The organism is Corynebacterium flavescens, from assembly GCF_008693105.1.
In the GTDB taxonomy this organism is placed as follows: Bacteria; Actinomycetota; Actinomycetes; order Mycobacteriales; family Mycobacteriaceae; genus Corynebacterium; species Corynebacterium flavescens.
The window spans coordinates 177457-193139 of the sequence record NZ_VXKK01000026.1 but is presented as its reverse complement, the minus strand read 5'-3'; the positions used below and the strand labels follow the sequence as shown (position 1 = coordinate 193139).

The 15683-nt window shown below is 59.4% G+C and carries 16 protein-coding genes; 6 read left to right on the top strand and 10 right to left on the bottom strand.

Annotation, left to right across the window (positions count from 1 at the left end; translation table 11 throughout):
• Nucleotides 1-43 precede the first annotated feature (43 nt).
• Nucleotides 44-811 carry a DUF4261 domain-containing protein gene (locus F4V60_RS05215; protein WP_075729659.1) on the top strand — a complete coding sequence of 256 codons (768 nt, stop codon included), beginning with the start codon at nt 44-46 and terminating at the stop codon, nt 809-811.
• 11 nt (nt 812-822) lie between these two features.
• Here the strand turns inward: F4V60_RS05215 and F4V60_RS05210 are convergent, their stop codons facing one another.
• Together F4V60_RS05210 and F4V60_RS05205 are read right to left on the bottom strand one after the other, a co-directional pair.
• Nucleotides 823-1854 (bottom strand): ATP-dependent 6-phosphofructokinase, encoded by a 1032-nt coding sequence (locus tag F4V60_RS05210; RefSeq protein WP_075729658.1) that lies wholly within the window; start codon nt 1852-1854, stop codon nt 823-825.
• Between the two features lie 18 nt (nt 1855-1872).
• Complete coding sequence (locus F4V60_RS05205; RefSeq protein WP_075729657.1) at nt 1873-3270, bottom strand: MFS transporter; 1398 nt, start codon at nt 3268-3270, stop codon at nt 1873-1875.
• Between the two features lie 70 nt (nt 3271-3340).
• Between F4V60_RS05205 and F4V60_RS05200 the strand changes: the two genes are divergently transcribed.
• Nucleotides 3341-3664 (top strand): hypothetical protein, encoded by a 324-nt coding sequence (locus tag F4V60_RS05200; RefSeq protein WP_075729656.1) that lies wholly within the window; start codon nt 3341-3343, stop codon nt 3662-3664.
• 68 nt (nt 3665-3732) lie between these two features.
• On the opposite strand, the gene F4V60_RS05195 is transcribed toward F4V60_RS05200, so the two are convergent.
• The 3 genes from F4V60_RS05195 to gatC are packed head-to-tail and all read right to left on the bottom strand — an operon-like array spanning nt 3733 to nt 6512.
• Nucleotides 3733-4662 (bottom strand): siderophore-interacting protein, encoded by a 930-nt coding sequence (locus tag F4V60_RS05195; RefSeq protein WP_075729655.1) that lies wholly within the window; start codon nt 4660-4662, stop codon nt 3733-3735.
• A 40-nt stretch (nt 4663-4702) separates the two neighbouring features.
• A complete protein-coding gene (gene gatA, locus F4V60_RS05190) occupies nt 4703-6187 on the bottom strand; it encodes an Asp-tRNA(Asn)/Glu-tRNA(Gln) amidotransferase subunit GatA (protein WP_075729654.1) in 1485 nt (494 codons plus the stop codon).
• Between the two features lies 1 nt (nt 6188).
• The gene (gene gatC / locus F4V60_RS05185) at nt 6189-6512 is read right to left on the bottom strand and encodes an Asp-tRNA(Asn)/Glu-tRNA(Gln) amidotransferase subunit GatC (RefSeq protein ID WP_376752345.1); all 324 of its coding nucleotides are present in this window, start codon (nt 6510-6512) and stop codon (nt 6189-6191) included.
• Nucleotides 6513-6694: 182 nt separating this feature from the next.
• Here gatC and F4V60_RS05180 point away from each other — a divergent pair, with 182 nt between their 5' ends.
• Complete coding sequence (locus F4V60_RS05180) at nt 6695-7360, top strand: ACT domain-containing protein (protein WP_075729652.1); 666 nt, start codon at nt 6695-6697, stop codon at nt 7358-7360.
• Nucleotides 7361-7378: 18 nt separating this feature from the next.
• On the opposite strand, the gene F4V60_RS05175 is transcribed toward F4V60_RS05180, so the two are convergent.
• Both F4V60_RS05175 and ligA read right to left on the bottom strand, forming a co-directional pair.
• The gene (locus tag F4V60_RS05175; RefSeq protein ID WP_075729651.1) at nt 7379-8143 is read right to left on the bottom strand and encodes an HAD family hydrolase; all 765 of its coding nucleotides are present in this window, start codon (nt 8141-8143) and stop codon (nt 7379-7381) included.
• A 9-nt stretch (nt 8144-8152) separates the two neighbouring features.
• The gene (gene ligA / locus F4V60_RS05170) at nt 8153-10174 is read right to left on the bottom strand and encodes an NAD-dependent DNA ligase LigA (protein ID WP_075729650.1); all 2022 of its coding nucleotides are present in this window, start codon (nt 10172-10174) and stop codon (nt 8153-8155) included.
• 74 nt (nt 10175-10248) lie between these two features.
• Between ligA and F4V60_RS05165 the strand changes: the two genes are divergently transcribed.
• Entirely contained in the window at nt 10249-10920 is a 672-nt protein-coding gene (locus tag F4V60_RS05165) for a 3'-5' exonuclease (RefSeq protein WP_075729649.1), read from the top strand.
• Here the strand turns inward: F4V60_RS05165 and F4V60_RS05160 are convergent.
• Nucleotides 10917-11837 (bottom strand): uroporphyrinogen decarboxylase/cobalamine-independent methonine synthase family protein, encoded by a 921-nt coding sequence (locus F4V60_RS05160; RefSeq protein ID WP_075729648.1) that lies wholly within the window; start codon nt 11835-11837, stop codon nt 10917-10919. The two genes, F4V60_RS05165 and F4V60_RS05160, sit on opposite strands and share 4 nt — an antisense overlap.
• Nucleotides 11838-11905: 68 nt before the next feature.
• On the opposite strand from F4V60_RS05160, the gene F4V60_RS05155 reads away from it, so the two are divergent.
• Entirely contained in the window at nt 11906-12274 is a 369-nt protein-coding gene (locus F4V60_RS05155) for a PH domain-containing protein (protein ID WP_075729647.1), read from the top strand.
• Nucleotides 12275-12310: 36 nt separating this feature from the next.
• On the opposite strand, the gene mnmA is transcribed toward F4V60_RS05155, so the two are convergent.
• Entirely contained in the window at nt 12311-13396 is a 1086-nt protein-coding gene (mnmA, locus tag F4V60_RS05150) for a tRNA 2-thiouridine(34) synthase MnmA (RefSeq protein WP_075729646.1), read from the bottom strand.
• 111 nt (nt 13397-13507) lie between these two features.
• Between mnmA and F4V60_RS05145 the strand changes: the two genes are divergently transcribed.
• Nucleotides 13508-14344 carry a spermidine synthase gene (locus F4V60_RS05145; RefSeq protein WP_075731081.1) on the top strand — a complete coding sequence of 279 codons (837 nt, stop codon included), beginning with the start codon at nt 13508-13510 and terminating at the stop codon, nt 14342-14344.
• Here F4V60_RS05145 and F4V60_RS05140 read toward each other — a convergent pair.
• The gene (locus tag F4V60_RS05140) at nt 14316-15470 is read right to left on the bottom strand and encodes a glycoside hydrolase family 25 protein (protein ID WP_075729645.1); all 1155 of its coding nucleotides are present in this window, start codon (nt 15468-15470) and stop codon (nt 14316-14318) included. The genes F4V60_RS05145 and F4V60_RS05140 overlap by 29 nt on opposite strands.
• Nucleotides 15471-15683 lie beyond the last annotated feature (213 nt).

Sequence of the window (15683 nt, the reverse complement as noted above, 5' to 3'; positions counted from 1 at the left end):
CCTCGCTATGCCGCAGGTGTTCACACGCCCTAGGCTGGCAGTCATGACTACGCCCCATTCCGTTGCTGCCCCGCTTGTCGAAGCCCCCTTGCTCAACTCCGTCCTCTTCTCATCGTTGCCTACCTCGGAGGAGCTCAGCACTTTGCTGAGCGCTGAGTTTGGGACGGGTCTGCATAAACTCGAACAAGGCTACGAGTTCGAGGATGTGCACCTTGCCGTGCGTGGTATCGCGGCGAAGCCTAGCGCGCAGGCAGAGTATTCTTTTCACCCTGTGCTCAGCGGAAATCCCCACGACTTGAATGACGTTGGCGCACATATTCTCATCGGTGTGGTGGAAGGTGGCGATATCTTTGATAAGGCGCAGCAGTTCCGTGAACCCCGCCTGCACCAGATTCGGTTATTGCTCAGGGCCACTACGGCATTACTACGTGCTCCCCAGGCGCGGGCCGTGCACCTGATGAACGCAAATACCACGGTGTTTCCCGAGCCTTTCTTCGAGGCCATCTCTCGCGATGTATTATCCATGTCCGCGGCGACTGTATGGGTCTTTCCAGACAAGGATGGCCTGCATGCCTTTACCTACGGACTGACCAGCGCCGGACACCCCGAGCTGGAGATTGCTGATTCACACGCGGACCCCACTGAGCTTTATTATCGGCTGGTCAATATCGCCGACCACGTACTGCAAGGCGCCTCCTTTAAGGATGGTGACACCCTAGCCTTCTCAGAAAACGAGAAACCCGCCTCCATTTCGGAGACGGGCTGGTTTGTCAACGCGGAGATTCCAGCGCTGAACATATCCTGGGCTTGAACTGCGGAAATTTAGCCAAAGAGTGCGCGGGCTGTGGCATAGCGGCGATGAGGAACGACCTTGAGCTCGCCTACTGCTTCCTCGAGTGGCACAAGCTCAATATTCTCGCCGTGCAAAGCCACGCACATGCCGGAGCGATTATCGTGCGCGGCGCGAGCGGCGTGTACGCCGTAACGGGTGGCCAAAACGCGGTCATAGGCGGTGGGCGTACCTCCGCGCTGGATGTGCCCAAGGACGGTGGTGCGCACGTCATAGCCGGTGCGACCCTTGATCTCATTCGCGATGACGTGGCCGATTCCACTGAAAGTCTGATGCCCGAACTGGTCGACGCCACCTTCCGAGTAGTCCATGGTGCCTTCCTTGGGCATGGCACCCTCGGCTACGCAGATGATGCCGTACTTCTCTCCCATTTGAAAGCGGCGTTCCATGGCCTTGCAGATCTCGGCGATATCAAATGGCTCCTCGGGGATGACGGTATAGTGCGCTCCCCCTGCCATACCAGCGTGCAGCGCGATCCATCCGACGTGGCGGCCCATAACCTCCACGATGAGGATGCGGTTATGAGATTCCGCGGTGGTGTGTAGGCGGTCGATAGCATCAGTGGCTACGGAGACCGCAGTATCAAAACCGAAAGTGTAATCCGTGGCATTAACGTCATTATCAATGGTCTTAGGCACACCAACCACCGGAATGCCGTTATCGGAGAGCCACTTCGCTCCCTTCAGGGTGCCTTCTCCACCGATGGCAACAAGCGCATCAACCTTGGCGTCCGCCAAGTTGGCCTTGATCTGATCGAGGCCGGCCTTGAACTTATCTGGGTGAAGACGGCCAGTGCCCAAGATCGTGCCACCGCGTAGGAGGATGCGGTCAATCTCGGCATCATCATAAAGGTCGCGACGGCGGTCCTCCATGAGACCGACCCATCCATCCTCATAACCGACGACGGTGTCACCGAACTCGTTGGAAGCGGTGCGAACGACCGCGCGGATAACGGCATTGAGTCCGGGGCAATCGCCGCCGGAGGTAAGTACAGCAAGGCGCATGCCCTCCAACTTACCTCGCTACGTGTTGCTATGCAGAGTGTCGCGGAAGAAGAGCGAGGCAACTAGGCCTCCTAGCAGCGCAACGACGATGACAAACACCGCGTGCACGAGCCCCAAGGCGCCCTGCGCCATCTGCATCGCCGCCGATGCCACGGCCACGCCTAGGACCGAACCGAGCTGGCGGGAGGTGTTATAAACACCAGAAGCAGCTCCCATTAAGCGCGGCGGGACATCACGCATCGTCGTCGCAGCATTACTCCCCCACACGAAGGATTGGCCGACTCCCAGCAGTACCACCGGGATGAGCAACCATAATGCAGAAAGATCCGCGCCCATGATGAATGCGGCAGCAGCCAGAGCCACGATGAGGGTGCTGAACCCGGAGATAGCAAGGATTCGCGGCGCAAGCTTATCCGCCAGCGCGCCTGCGGCAGGAGAGAGAACCATGGAGACCACAGCCATGGGCGCTACCAAAGCGCCAGCCTCTCCCGCATTCAAGCCCTTAAAGTCCTGGAGCCAAAACATCAGCGGCAGCATCATTGATGCCGCCATGAATCCCATCGCGACGATGGCTATAGAGCCCGCAGAGTAATTGCGATCCCCAAAAAGCTGAACCGGAACTAGAGCCTGAGTGCCGCGTCGAGGCGCCGTCGATTGTAACCAGACAAACAAGCCCACAAAGACTGCACCTGCCGCCAGCAGCAGCCAAATCTTCCACGTCCAGCCCACCTCAGGGCCCTGTTGAATTCCAAACACCAAGGCTCCAAGAGCCAAAAGCGAAACCCCGACCGAGACGTAATCTACTTGCCGTGCCGTGGTGGGCAAGGCGGGAACCCACACAGTGACCAACACGACGGCCAAAAAGGCGAAAGGCACATGAACCCAAAATACGGACTGCCAGCCAAATACACTGACGAGGAAACCGCCTAACAACGGGCCCGTCAGCGTAGCGACAGAGCCCACAATTCCCCACACGCCCAAAGCACGTCCGCGCCTTTCGCGGGCAAATACTCGGTTGATAACGGACATCGTCTGCGGCATCTGAATAGAGGCTCCGAGCCCTTGGACCACTCGAGCCACGATGAGGAACTCAATGTTAGGGGCGAGCGCACAGGCCACAGCGCCAATGCCAAAGAGCGTGATGCCGATGCGGAACACGGTCCGCTGGCCATAGATATCTCCGAGCCGCCCCGTAAACAACAGCGGAACCACCACCGCGAGCAGATAGACGGCCGATACCCACATGACTTGGTTGATGCTCGCACCCAAGTCATGCTGGATGCCACTAAGCGCCACCGCCACCATCGTCTGGTCCAACAAAGAGACAAAGAAGCCGACAGAGAGGGCAAACATAGCCTTCCAGGCATCGCGTTGCGAGGGCAGGGCATTCGGGGGCACGGGAGGCAACACGGTCATGCGTGGAAGTCTAGCTACTGCGTCCACCGCTTAGTCCACCAAGCCGGCTTTGAGCCTACAATCGGGTTCCATGTCAATGATCAGCATTAAGAAACCACTAGAAGTATCCACCGCCACCACCGTTGCCTTGGGCCTAATCGGCGGCTGGGTCACAGCAAAGGAAACCGGAATCCGGCCACTGGGCGGCGTCATTCTCGCAGCAGCCGGCGTGTGGGCCGGGCGCTCTTGGGTGGCCAAGACCAACGTTGCCACCACTGCCGCCCTCAGCTCTCTTTACCTAGGTGGATTTGGAGCCTCCCACCCGCTCGCAAAGAAGATCGGCGCATGGCCCTCCGTGCTCACAGTTACTGCAGCCGCAGCCGGTGCCGCTTACGCGCTCTCCGACTCCAAGTAAATCTCCCACCCCTCGAAGCCCCCCTCAACCTACGCGCTCTTAGCGTAGCGATTGAAGGGGTACTTAAATTACTTGGACTTCCAGTATCCGGCGCAGGAGACCTGTTTCTTGTCTAGGCGCCGTACTTTAAGCAATTCCTCCCGCAGGAGGCGGGCCATGCGTGACTCGCCACGCACGAACCACTGGCAGGAGGATTCGCTCGGCGTGTAACGCACCGCGGCGTCCGCCAGTGCCATCCCCGGCCGCCGATCCTCCCGATAAACCCAATGCACCTGTGCGTTGGGCGGGAGGGAAAGCTCATGACCGGGGCGCTCCACTTCAAGGAACACCGTTGCCGCTACTTTCTCCGGCAGCGCCTCGAGGCCTGCTGCAATGGCCGGTGCGGCCGACTCATCCCCAACAAATACGCAGCGCTGTACATAAGGATCGGGGCGCCACTTTCCCTTCGGACCATAGAACCCAAACTTCTCACCGGGCTCGACGTTGCTCGCCCACGGACCAGCCACCCCGGCCGTACCGTGAATGAAGAAATCGATATCCATCTCACCTGTCTCCGCATCGAGACTCCGCACGGTATAGGTACGAGACACCGGCATAAGATGCTTTGGCTGCGTCCGTTTGAGCTCAGATCGATCGAAAGGCCACGTGTACTGCGCCCCCGGCGGAGCCAACACAATCTTGATGCGAGAATCTGTGTGCGCTAGGCGCGTTCCGCGCAAAGAGGGCGCCGAAACGCGCAGGCGCACCATGCTGGGAGAAAGAACTTCCTTAGACACCACGGTGGCCTCGACACCTTTGAATCCCATGGCAGAGGAAACAGGCAAAGAAGCGGGAACTGACGGCATGTGCGGGAGCTGGGCTTGATTGCGCGGCTGCTCTGCGGAGAAGCCGGCGCTAAAACCCTGGCTAAAGCCCTGGGCAAAGCCCTGCTGGTAGCCTTCACTAAAACCCCGCAAGAAGTCATCGATGTCCGGGGTCTGTCCTGGATTATTATTCACGGTGACTCCTTACTGGGGGCGATGGGCTATTTACGCCAGTCTACTTGCGTCCAGACTCATAGGCCGCGCCGACCTTGTAGAGGCGATCGTCCGCAAAGGCCGGAGCCATGATTTGCAGACCGGTGGGCAGGCCAGTGTCAGAGGCCAGACCCGAGGGAACCGACATACCGCACAGACCGGCAAGGTTCAGCGGCAGGGTGCACAGGTCGAAGTTGTACATCTCCATCGGGTCCTCGACCTTGTCCCCCAGCTTGAAGGCTGTGGTCGGGGTGGTCGGGGAAACGAGGACATCGACCTTGTCGAAGGCGCGCGCAAAGTCACGCGAAATCAAAGTACGCACACGCTGTGCCTGCAGATAGTAGGCATCGTAATAACCCACAGAAAGTGCATAGGTGCCCAGCATGATGCGCCGCTTGACCTCGGAGCCGAAGCCTTGGGCGCGAGAGAGCGACATAACCTGTTCCGCAGAGTGGGTTCCATCATCGCCCGCGCGCAGGCCATAACGCATGCCGTCGAAGCGGGCAAGGTTGGAGGAGACCTCACAAGGCATGATGAGGTAGTAGGCCGACAGCGCCGCGTCGAAGTGCGGGCAATCAACCTCTACGGTCTCCGCGCCTTGGGAAACCAGCTGCTCAACCGCGGCGTGGTAGGCCTCCATGACGCCGGGCTGCCAACCATCACGCTCGAATTGCTTGATGAGACCAATTTTGACGCCGCTGAGGTCTCCGTTCGCGCCCTCGCGCGCTGCTGCAACTACGGGGGCCACGGGCTTGTCGACGGAGGTTGCGTCGAAAGCATCGTGTCCAGCAATAACCTCGTGCAAAAGGGCGGTATCGAGTACGGTACGCGCGCAGGGGCCCGCCTGATCCAGGGAAGATGCTGCAGCGATGAGGCCATAACGGGATACCGTGCCATACGTGGGCTTAACACCGACCGTATTCGTCAGCGCGGCCGGCTGGCGGATAGATCCACCAGTATCGGTGCCTATTCCCAAAGGAGCCTGGCCAGCGGCCAGCGCTGCAGCCGTGCCACCACCGGAGCCACCAGGCGTACGGGTGGTGTCATAAGGGTTGTGCACCGCGCCAAAAGCCGAGTTCTCACTCGATGAGCCCATGGCGAACTCGTCCAAGTTGGTCTTGCCCAAAATGGGGATGCCTGCCGCGCGCAGCTTCTTTGTCACGGTTGCGTCATAAGGAGAGCGATAGCCCTCCAACATCTTGGAGGCTGCAGTAGTAGGAGCATCGACGGTGACCAGCAAGTCCTTGAGGGCCAGCGGGACGCCGGCCAGTGCAGAAGCAGGGGCCTCCCCCGCGTCGAGTGCGCTATCTACGGCATCAGCGGTGGCTAAAGCTTCCTCGGCCCCGACGTGGAGGAAGGCATTGAGTTCGCCGTCAGTCTCCGCGATACGGTCTAGGAAAGCCTGGGTAACCTCGCGGGAGGTCAGCTCGCGCGAGTGAATCTTTTCCGCAAGCTCGGCTGCGGTATAAGAAAGCAGTCCCTCGGACGGGGCTAGACAACTAGACATTTTATTCTCCTCCCAGGATCTGCGACACCGCGAAACGACCATCTTGGACGGCGGGTGCTTGATCCAAAGCCTGCTCCGCGTTTAGCGTGCGGACGATCTTGTCCTCGCGCATAGGCGCTTGAATTGAATGCGGGTGGCTCATGGGCTCCACGCCTTCAGCGTCAACGTTGCGGACGGCCGAGACGGCCCCAACAATCTCATCGATCTGCTTGGCGAACTGCGCCAATTCCTCCTCGCTCAACGCCAGGCGCGATAGCTTGGCGAGGTGGGCGACCTCATCACGCGAAATCTCAGACACGCGTACTCCATCCTTTGTTCTCTGCATTACAGTGGCGCCGTCACGGAAAACCCGGCGGCGACGCATACCATGTCAATTGCTACCGGACCATGTTACTGCACTCTTACTACCCTGTCTGCGCCCGGCCCCTGCCCGCGATTGGTTGAGGCCTTTAATCCGGCACAGGTAACATGGGCCAAACTATTCCTACAAAGAAAGTTAACCCTCATATGTCATTTCTGATTCGTGTCCTTTTGCCCGATTCGCCTGGCAGCCTCGGTAATCTAGCCGAGGCTATTGGAGAATTAGAAGGAAATATCCAATCCGTCGATATAGTGGAGACTTTTCCGGACGGCACCGTCATGGACGATATCGTGGTCGAGCTTCCAGCTACCACGATGGCGGATGCCCTTATCACCGCCGCGTCAACGGTGGAAGGCGTAGAGGTCGACTCGATTCGCCCCTTTAGTGGCCGCGTGGACAGGCGTGGCCAGATACATCTTTTAGCCAAGGTCGCCGCCAAGGCTTATAGCGTGCAAGCAGCTATGGAGGAATTAGTAGCGGCCATACCGAAGGCGTTGACCTCTAGCTGGGCAATCGTCATAGACAACAACGAGCCCATCCACCGCGTGGCCTCCTCTATCGCCGCTCCTGAGGATGATGGCACGGTACCGGCTGACATCCAGGTCGATACGGCACGCACTCTCAGCGCCGACGTTGAGTCCTGGGTTCCTGAGCGCTGGTCCCTGCTCGACTCCGCGCTCGCAGCCGCGCCTTTGGGCGATACCGGCCTAGTTATCGTCATCGGCCGCACCGGCGGGCCCGACTACCTCGCCTCCGAGGTAGAGCATCTCGGAAACTTGGGCACCATTCTGGGAGCTGTCCTCAAGAAGTAACGGAAAGAAGTAGCGGATTCACAACTCCTCCAGGGCCTGGGCCACCCCGAGAACCACATGGGTGACCTGCTCGCGCACGGGCGCGGGAGCCCAGGGGAAGGAAAAAGAGACGTCGGCAAGCGCGTGCATGGGCAGGTCGTTGAAACTATCCCCAAAGGTATAAAGCTCCACCGCATCACGTTCAATTCCCAGGTGCTTGAGCAGCCAGGAAATCCCCCAGCCCTTGTTATGCCCAGGCGGCATGATGTCGTAAAAGCCCACGTTGTGGGAGGTTTCCAGGTCGAAGTGCGCCGTGACCCACTCGTCAACCTCGCGCTGTAGATCCCTGCGATCCGGCGCCCAGGCAGTGAGCAGAACAACCTGCTCGTGCATCAATTGCTGCCACCCCATGGGGCGAGGGTTGCTGATGATGTGATTGGTGGGCCCGGAAACGCCGCGGCACACCAGCCCGTCCGCGCCTTCGAGCATGGTGCAATAAAGATTGAGACCATCAATTCCCTCCAAGTGCCGCGCGATGGCTGCCACCGCATCCTGGGGAAGATGTTCCTCGTAGAGGACCTCAAATGCGGAATCGGTGACCACGGTGCCGTTATAGAGCACTCCATAATCCATGGTCACGCCGAAGGGATCGAGCGAAGTGCGGGCAGAATGAATGGACTTGCCGGTTGCGGCGATGGCGATATTGCCCTCCGCTCGCCAGCGCGCAATAGACTGCGCTATCTCCTCCGGAATCTTTCCATCGAAGTAGATGGTGCCGTCCATATCGAATGCCGCTATCTTCATACTGCCAGCCTAAGCCACTCCGTCCTCGAGCAGCCTTTCAAACCCAGGCTCGTCGAGCACCGCCACACCCAACTCACGGGCCTTATCAGCCTTAGAGCCGGCGTTCTCACCCACGACGACGTAGTCCGTTTTCTTCGACACCGAACCCGAAGCCTTGCCCCCGCGGGAAAGAATCGCCTCCTTGGCTGAATCGCGGGAGAAGTTCTCCAAAGTACCCGTGACCACGATGGTCAATCCATCTAGAGTCTGCTCCGGCTTATCGGTATCCTCGACCTCCATGGTCACGCCGGCCTCGGCCCACTTGCGCACGATCTCGCGGTGCCAATCGACGTCGAACCACTCCTTGAACGAAGCCGCAATGATGCCGCCAACTCCGTCGGTCTCCGCTAGGTCCTCCACCGGAGCAGCGCGCAAGGCCTCCATCGATCCATAGCGCGTGGCTAGGGCACGTGCGGCAATGGGGCCGACGTGGCGGATGGACAAGGAGACCAACACCCGCCAAAAATCCGCATGCCGCGCGGTCCCGAGGTTTTCCAGGAGCTTCTTTCCCTGGGCATTGAGATTTCCCGCCTTGGTTGTATACGCGGCGGATTTGAGCAGCTTTTCCTCATCGAGGTCGAAAAGGTCTCCTTCATCGTGCAGAACGCCGCTGGTGATGAGATCGGTGGCGGCCTTTTCTCCCAGTGCCTCTATGTCCATCCCCTTGCGCGAGGCAAGGTACTCCAAACGCGCAGCTAATTGCGCTGGGCAACTGCGGGTATTGGGGCAACGCCAATCGGCGTCACCATCACGTTGTGGCGCCAACTTGGCGCCGCAGGAAGGGCACTTCTCCGGGAAAGTCCATTCCTTCTCTGTGCCGTCTCGCTTTTCTAGAACGGGACCCAGTACTTCCGGGATGATCTCCCCCGCCTTACGGATGATAACGGTATCCCCAATACGCACGCCCTTGCGTTTAACCTCTGCCTGATTGTGCAATGTAGCCAGCGAGACAGTAGAGCCGGAGACGAAAACCGGTTCCATGATCGCAAAAGGAGTCACCCGGCCAGTACGTCCAACCCCCACCTCAATGTTGAGCAACGTGGTGGTGACTTCCTCCGGCGGATACTTATAGGCAATGGCCCAGCGCGGCGCGCGGGAGGTCGTTCCTAGGGCGCGTTGCTCGCGAATATCGTCAACCTTGACCACGAGGCCATCCATCTCGAAAATTGCATCATGGCGGTGGTCGGCCCAATACGACACCTGCTCTTGGACCTCGCGGGAGGAATGCACCTGCTTGGTATAAGGCGAGACGGGTAGCCCCCACGCAGCCATAGCGCGATAAGCCTCGTGCTGCGTGGCTGGGCTAAAGCCTTCGCGTGCGCCGATGCCGTGGCAGACCATCTGCAGTCGACGCTTCTTGACCTCCGCGGGATCCTTCATACGTAATCCGCCCGCAGCCGCGTTGCGAGGATTAGCAAAGGCCGGCTTGCCATCCGCTAGGCGCTGTTGGTTAATCTCCTCGAAATCACTAGGGCGCATGTAGACCTCCCCGCGAATCTCTACGAGCGCGGGAAGGGGAAACTCCTCATTTGTGCTGAGCGAATGTGGAATATCAGGGATGACGCGCGCATTATTCGTGATGTCTTCCCCCACTCGTCCGTCTCCACGCGTGGCCGCAGATGTCAGGCGCCCGTTGCGATAGACCAAGTCGATGGAAAGCCCATCTATCTTCAGCTCGGTCAGGTACGTCGAAGCCGGGGTTCTATCCAGCCAATCCTGCATCTCGCCCGCGCTAAAGACGTTATCTAGACTGGTCATCCGCTCCAAGTGCTGCACATCCGCAAAGGGAGATGCCGCTCCGACCTCCTGGGTGGGAGAATCAGGCACGGCCAGCTCGGGGTGCTCGGCTTCTAGGCGCACTAGGCGCTGATAGAGCTCATCAAAGTCGGCGTCCGGAATCGAAGGCTCGCCCTTGTAGTACAGCTCGCGGTGGCGGCGAACCTCCTGGGCTAGCTCGGACCATTGGCGTTGCAGATCTACTGGATTAGTCACGGCTGCCCATCTTAATCGTTTCGCTGACACACGCGTTCTCACCCGTGTCTGCCGGGCAGACTAAGGTAAGTGCCATGATCTTTGACGCCTCCCGCATGCTCTCCTTCGACCTCGAAACCACCTCCGTCAATCCGCGCGAAGCCCACATCGTCACCTCGGCGCTCGTGCGCATTGACGGCCACGAGGTAGACAAGCGGGAGATGCTCGCGGACCCAGGGATTGAGATCCCCGAGGCAGCCTCCAAGATTCACGGCATCAGCACCGAGCAGGCACGAGCGCAGGGACGCCCCCATGCGGAAGTTCTGGCGGATACCGTCCAAGCCATCAAGCAGGGCTGGAAAGATGGCCTGACGCTCATCGTCTACAACGCCGCCTATGATCTTTCTGTGTTACGCGCACTAACGGGAGACTTCACGGTCACCGGGCCCGTCTTTGATCCCTTCGTCATCGATCGGGTCATGGATAAAACGCGTCGCGGCAAGCGCACCCTGACCGAGGTATCCAAGTATTATGGCGTAGAGCTGGGAAACGCGCACGAGGCCACGGCGGATGCGCTCGCCGCTGCCCGCGTTGCGTGGAAGCAGGTGCGCCAGCGTTTCCCGCAGCTCGCACAGATGGACACCGATGCCCTCATGGAGTTCCAGGCAGTCGAATGGTACAAGGACCGCGTGAGTTTTAAGAAGTATCTCGAAGGCAAAGGCCGCGATGCCTCCGATGTCTCTACCGCGTGGCCAATGCTCGGCTAGAGATCTCCCGCATCCCTCTCGAGTATCTCCGCCAAGCGGGTAGCAAAGGCTAGGTCGCGCGGCGCATCACGCACCTGAGTGGGAAATACATCGACGTCAGTGGTGAGATAGTCACGTGAGAGCCCCAGATGGTCCAGGTGACGCGCTATCTCGATGGCGCTGGCGCGGGGATCCCCGGGAGTAAGCCCCAGCCCGACCCTCCTGCCCGCCTCAAGGTGCGTGCCCAGTCCTTCTAAGTTCTCGTTGCTCCCTAACCCGGCAAAGTCCACCAACACGGTTGCAGCGGCTGTGGCTATCTCCCATAGGGGTGTCTCCAGACGCAGGAAATCCGCTTTATAGGCGGCAAGAATTTCGAAAGTGACCTCTCGCGGGACCGCGCGGATTGTCTCAAAGTCAGTAGTCCCCCTTAGCCGGCCAAAGAGAACTCTCCCCAACAGCGGCTCGTCCAATTGCACCTTGACCTCGCCATGAAAACGCCGCTTGAGCTCAGCAACGTGTTCTTCCAGCCCAAGGTGCAGCGCCTCATTGAGGTCTCGAAATGCTCCTGGGTCAGTTAAGACGCGGTGCCCATTGGGAAGCTCCACCGCCGCAGCTAAAGAAAACGGACCGACTATCTGGGTCTTCACCTGGGGAACACTCTCTCCCCAAGATTCTTGGATCTCATCAAGATCGCGTTCCATCCGGTCCCACGTGCGCCGCGTCAAAAGCTGCGGCCGTGGGGTCAACTGCCACGATCTGGGCCCGCGGTCCACATTGACGGCCTCGAGCAATCCGGCAGTCCTGCCCACCGCATCTGAGCCTAATCCACGCTGAGGAAGCTGCGGGAGGCATGGCAATACTCCGGACTCCCCCATGACTATCTCAGCCGCCTCCTGCATCGAGGTCCCTGGCAAAACTCCCAGTCCAAAACCAGTCATGTCTCCACCCCTTTAGAACTAAGATCCTCGGAGGTACTTTACTCCCTCTCTTATAGAAAGCTGATCCTATGGCACTCGAAAAGTTCGAAGGCTGGACCTTCTACCAGCCATGCCCCATTCCAGATGATATCCAGAGCGTGTTGGCGGTCAACGAACAGCCTTCGTGCGCTTTCAAGACAATTCGTGATGCCGCCGTTTTTACAAACTATAGGCTGATCATCCGCGACTCCCAGGGCCTCACCGGTAAAAAGGTCGAGATGTACTCTATCCCCTACTCCTCGATCAACATGTGGTCTACTGAAAATGCCGGAAAGATGCTCGACATCAACGCCGAACTCGAGCTGTGGACGCGGGCCGGGCATTTCAAGATCAACATCGGCCCGAAGATTGACATTCGAGCCCTAGACCAGCTGATCTCCAATTGCGTATTTCAATAGTGCTCCCTAGTTGAGGAGAAAGGACGGACGCACCGCCTAGCGCGTAGCGCAAATGGTGCCTGAGCCTAAGACGACGTCGCCAAGCGCATCGTCGCTGGGCAGATACAGCACCGCGGCCTGGCCACGGGCAACACCGGACAGGGGGCCTTCCAGCTCCAAGGACACAGTGTCATTGTCGCGGTCGACGCGGGCGCGGCAGGCCACCACCGACCCGTGCGCGCGCACCTGCACCTCGCAGCTAAACTCACCGTCCATTGCTGGGTGCAAGAACTTGAGGCGGTCGGCTTCGATGAAGGTCACCGCGAGATCTTCGCGCGCCCCGACGGTGACTGTGCCGCTAGCGGCGTCGATATCGGTAACGTAGCGCGGACGACCATCGCTGGCTGGGGCCTTGATATCGAGTCCCTTGCGCTGGCCAATGGTGTAGTTCCACGCGCCATCGTGCTCCTTGAGCTCGTGGCCGTCTTGATCAACGATCATTCCGGGACGCAGCCCAATGCGTGAGCCCAAGAAAGCCTGGGTGTTGCCGTCTGGGATAAAGCAGATGTCATAAGAGTCAGGCTTCTTAGCCGTGGAGAATCCATGGCGGGCAGCCTCCTCCCGGATTTGCGGCTTCGGGGTATCCCCGATGGGAAAGAAGCAATGGCGCAGTTCCTCGGCGCTAATGACGCCCAAGACATAGGACTGATCCTTGTTCTCGTCGAGGGAACGGCGCATGTAGCCTTCGGAATCAATGGTGGCGTAGTGGCCGGTGGCAACGGCATCAAAGCCAAGCGCCATTCCCTTCTGCAGCAGTGCGCGGAACTTGATCTTCTCGTTGCAGCGCAGGCACGGGTTGGGAGTCTCGCCACGAGCATAAGAATCGACGAAGTCCCCGATGACGGCCTCCTTGAACTGCTCAGAAAAGTCCCACACATAGAAAGGGATACCGAGCTTGTCGCAAATGCGGCGGGCATCCGCAGAGTCCTCGAGCGAACAACAACCACGAGCCTTCTCCCGCGTTTGCTGCGCATCCTTGTGCAGAGCCAAGTGAACCCCGATGACCTCGTGCCCGGCCTCGACCGCCCGGGCTGCGGCCACTGAGGAATCGACGCCACCGCTCATAGCGACCAGTACTCGCATTTACTCCACCTCTTCTTTCTCGGCGCATGAGTCTACCCTCTATGTGCCCATGAGTCTTACTCCTAAGCCCCAACGCCGAAAGCGCCACTACCATTCCCTAGAGTTATGCGCATGGGAAGAAAGCGCAATTCACAGGACGACCCTCGCATCGGCACGTATGAGATTTCGACGGGGACAGCCGAAGTTATCGCGGACGAGTACCGCGACAATTCCTATATCCTCAACGTCAATGGGGTTCCCAGCAGCCACATCGTCATGGATGAACCGCGCGAGCTCGAGTTTGAGTACATGCGCTGGATTGCAGCTGCCGTCGAGGCGCTGCTTCCCGTGGCGCCGCAATCGCTGCGCATGACTCACCTGGGTGGCGCGGGATGCACCCTCGCGCGCTACTTCGCCTCCGAGTGGCCGCAGTCCCGGCAGACGGTGATCGAGTTGGATCCCAAACTCGCCGAGCTAGTACGCACCCTTTTTGATCTCCCCCGCGCACCAGCCTTGAAGATTCGCGCTGCCGAGGCCCGCGCCGCAACTGAAGGTTTCCCGCCGTCGAGCAGAGATGTCATCATCCGAGATGTCTTCGCAGGTGCCACGACTCCGCGCCCGCTGACCACGGTGGAGTTCTTTCAGGCGGCGCATCGCTCACTTGCGCCTGGTGGGTTGTACGTTGCCAACTGCGGCGACCATCCTGACCTCAGCGTTGCCAAGGCGGAGCTTGCCGGAATGCGGGAAGTATTCTCTCACGTCGCAGCCATTGCAGATCCGGCGATGTTTAAGGGCAGGCGTTACGGAAATATCATCCTCGTGGGCACAGATAGCACAATGCCAGCTGCGGGCTCCGTGGGAGCTGCGCAACTGGCAAAGGTTCTGCTGGGCGGGGCGGTACCTGCCCAATACCGAGATGAAGCTTGGGCACTTAAGCTTTCTACTGGTTCTCCCGCATTACACGATTAAGGATTCCGGCTACCGCATTGGCGTCGAACTCGGGCACTTCTACGCCCGTGCCGCGCGCTGCATTAGCGGCTGCGTCGATTTCCTTGGGGCCAATGTCACTGATGTGTGCCGCGTTATCAAGCAGGATAGTGAGGTCACCCACCGTATAGTCTCCTGCGGCCATGTCCGTGAGCTCCGAGGTCGGCAGGGCACCAGCATTCTGCAGCGCTTCGATGAAGGCCGCGAACTTCTGCGCGGAGTCAGCAGGCAGGCCGGAATCCTCTGCGGTTTCGATGAGCTGCGGCCCGGCAATGATACCGGCTGCTAGGGCAAGGATGGCCGCGATCAACGGGGTGCTATCGGAGCTAAGGTCCGGCAGGTCGGCGTCGACAAGCTCGGTGAGGACGGCGCCCAAGTTGACGTTGTTGCCGCCACTGAAGGAGTTCAACTGGGCCTGAGTGCCGTTGAAGAGGTTGAGGTCCACGTCCCCGGCGACGCCGTTGACGCGCCCGCTTCCGGTGCGCTGCCAGAAGGAAAGCTGATCCCAGGCACCCACAGGGCCCGGGGCTTGCGCCTGGTAGGCGGCGAGCCACAGCGGCATGTCCGAGAACTTCTGGGAGTTGTTCATCTCACCCTGCCAGAAGAACTTATAGGTATAGATCATCGGGGTGCGGCCACTAAGGCGCTTGAGTTCGCTGGTGAACTCCTGGATCCAGCTCTCGAGCTGGGCAGCGCTCTTTCCTTCCGCGACCTCGATGTCGAGCACTGGAGGAAGAGTCTGCCCTGGGACTAGGGCCAGCTGGGATGCAAAATGTGCAGCCTGCGTTTTAGCAGACATCTTTGGACGGGCGTAGTGATAGGCGCCGACCTTCAGCCCCGCTGCTGCGGCCCCTAGGGTGTCTTGCACGAAGTAATCGTTGACATAGTCAGTGCCTTCAGTGGCCTTTACGAAGGCAAAGGATTGGCCGTCCCCCTTGGCGTTGCCCCAGTTGATGGGAGCTCCGCCTGGGTGCTGGTGACTTGCCACGTCGATTCCTCGTGGTGACGAAGGCTCGATCGCCTGCGCAACGCTCATGTTGCCGCAAACAATCGCAACCGCGGTCATGAACGCGATGATGACAGATTTAAGTGCCCTACTTGAACTCATGCGCGAGAGTGTAACACTCAAATAACTCGAGTCACATTGGCAACACGCGCATCTGTAGTTAATTTCTTCATCTCCCGCCACTTCGCTTTACGACGCCACCCCAATCCCAAATCCTTCCCTTGCGCAGCGAGAACCCGGGGGTTAAGGTGGGGATAGCGCTTCTCAAACATGTGTTCTATATATGGCCCATGTCCCACGGTCAGCTTTCTCGGG

Excerpts from the sequence above, each read along its gene's own strand:
- F4V60_RS05215 (WP_075729659.1), top strand. The coding sequence starts at position 44 with ATGACTACGCCCCATTCCGTTGCTGCCCCGCTTGTCGAAGCCCCCTTG.
- F4V60_RS05210 (WP_075729658.1), bottom strand. The coding sequence starts at position 1,854 with ATGCGCCTTGCTGTACTTACCTCCGGCGGCGATTGCCCCGGACTCAAT.
- F4V60_RS05205 (WP_075729657.1), bottom strand. The coding sequence starts at position 3,270 with ATGACCGTGTTGCCTCCCGTGCCCCCGAATGCCCTGCCCTCGCAACGC.
- F4V60_RS05200 (WP_075729656.1), top strand. The coding sequence starts at position 3,341 with ATGTCAATGATCAGCATTAAGAAACCACTAGAAGTATCCACCGCCACC.
- gatA (WP_075729654.1), bottom strand. The coding sequence starts at position 6,187 with ATGTCTAGTTGTCTAGCCCCGTCCGAGGGACTGCTTTCTTATACCGCA.
- gatC (WP_376752345.1), bottom strand. The coding sequence starts at position 6,512 with ATGCAGAGAACAAAGGATGGAGTACGCGTGTCTGAGATTTCGCGTGAT.
- F4V60_RS05180 (WP_075729652.1), top strand. The coding sequence starts at position 6,695 with ATGTCATTTCTGATTCGTGTCCTTTTGCCCGATTCGCCTGGCAGCCTC.
- F4V60_RS05175 (WP_075729651.1), bottom strand. The coding sequence starts at position 8,143 with ATGAAGATAGCGGCATTCGATATGGACGGCACCATCTACTTCGATGGA.
- F4V60_RS05165 (WP_075729649.1), top strand. The coding sequence starts at position 10,249 with ATGATCTTTGACGCCTCCCGCATGCTCTCCTTCGACCTCGAAACCACC.
- F4V60_RS05160 (WP_075729648.1), bottom strand. The coding sequence starts at position 11,837 with ATGACTGGTTTTGGACTGGGAGTTTTGCCAGGGACCTCGATGCAGGAG.
- F4V60_RS05155 (WP_075729647.1), top strand. The coding sequence starts at position 11,906 with ATGGCACTCGAAAAGTTCGAAGGCTGGACCTTCTACCAGCCATGCCCC.
- mnmA (WP_075729646.1), bottom strand. The coding sequence starts at position 13,396 with ATGCGAGTACTGGTCGCTATGAGCGGTGGCGTCGATTCCTCAGTGGCC.
- F4V60_RS05145 (WP_075731081.1), top strand. The coding sequence starts at position 13,508 with ATGGGAAGAAAGCGCAATTCACAGGACGACCCTCGCATCGGCACGTAT.
- F4V60_RS05140 (WP_075729645.1), bottom strand. The coding sequence starts at position 15,470 with ATGAGTTCAAGTAGGGCACTTAAATCTGTCATCATCGCGTTCATGACC.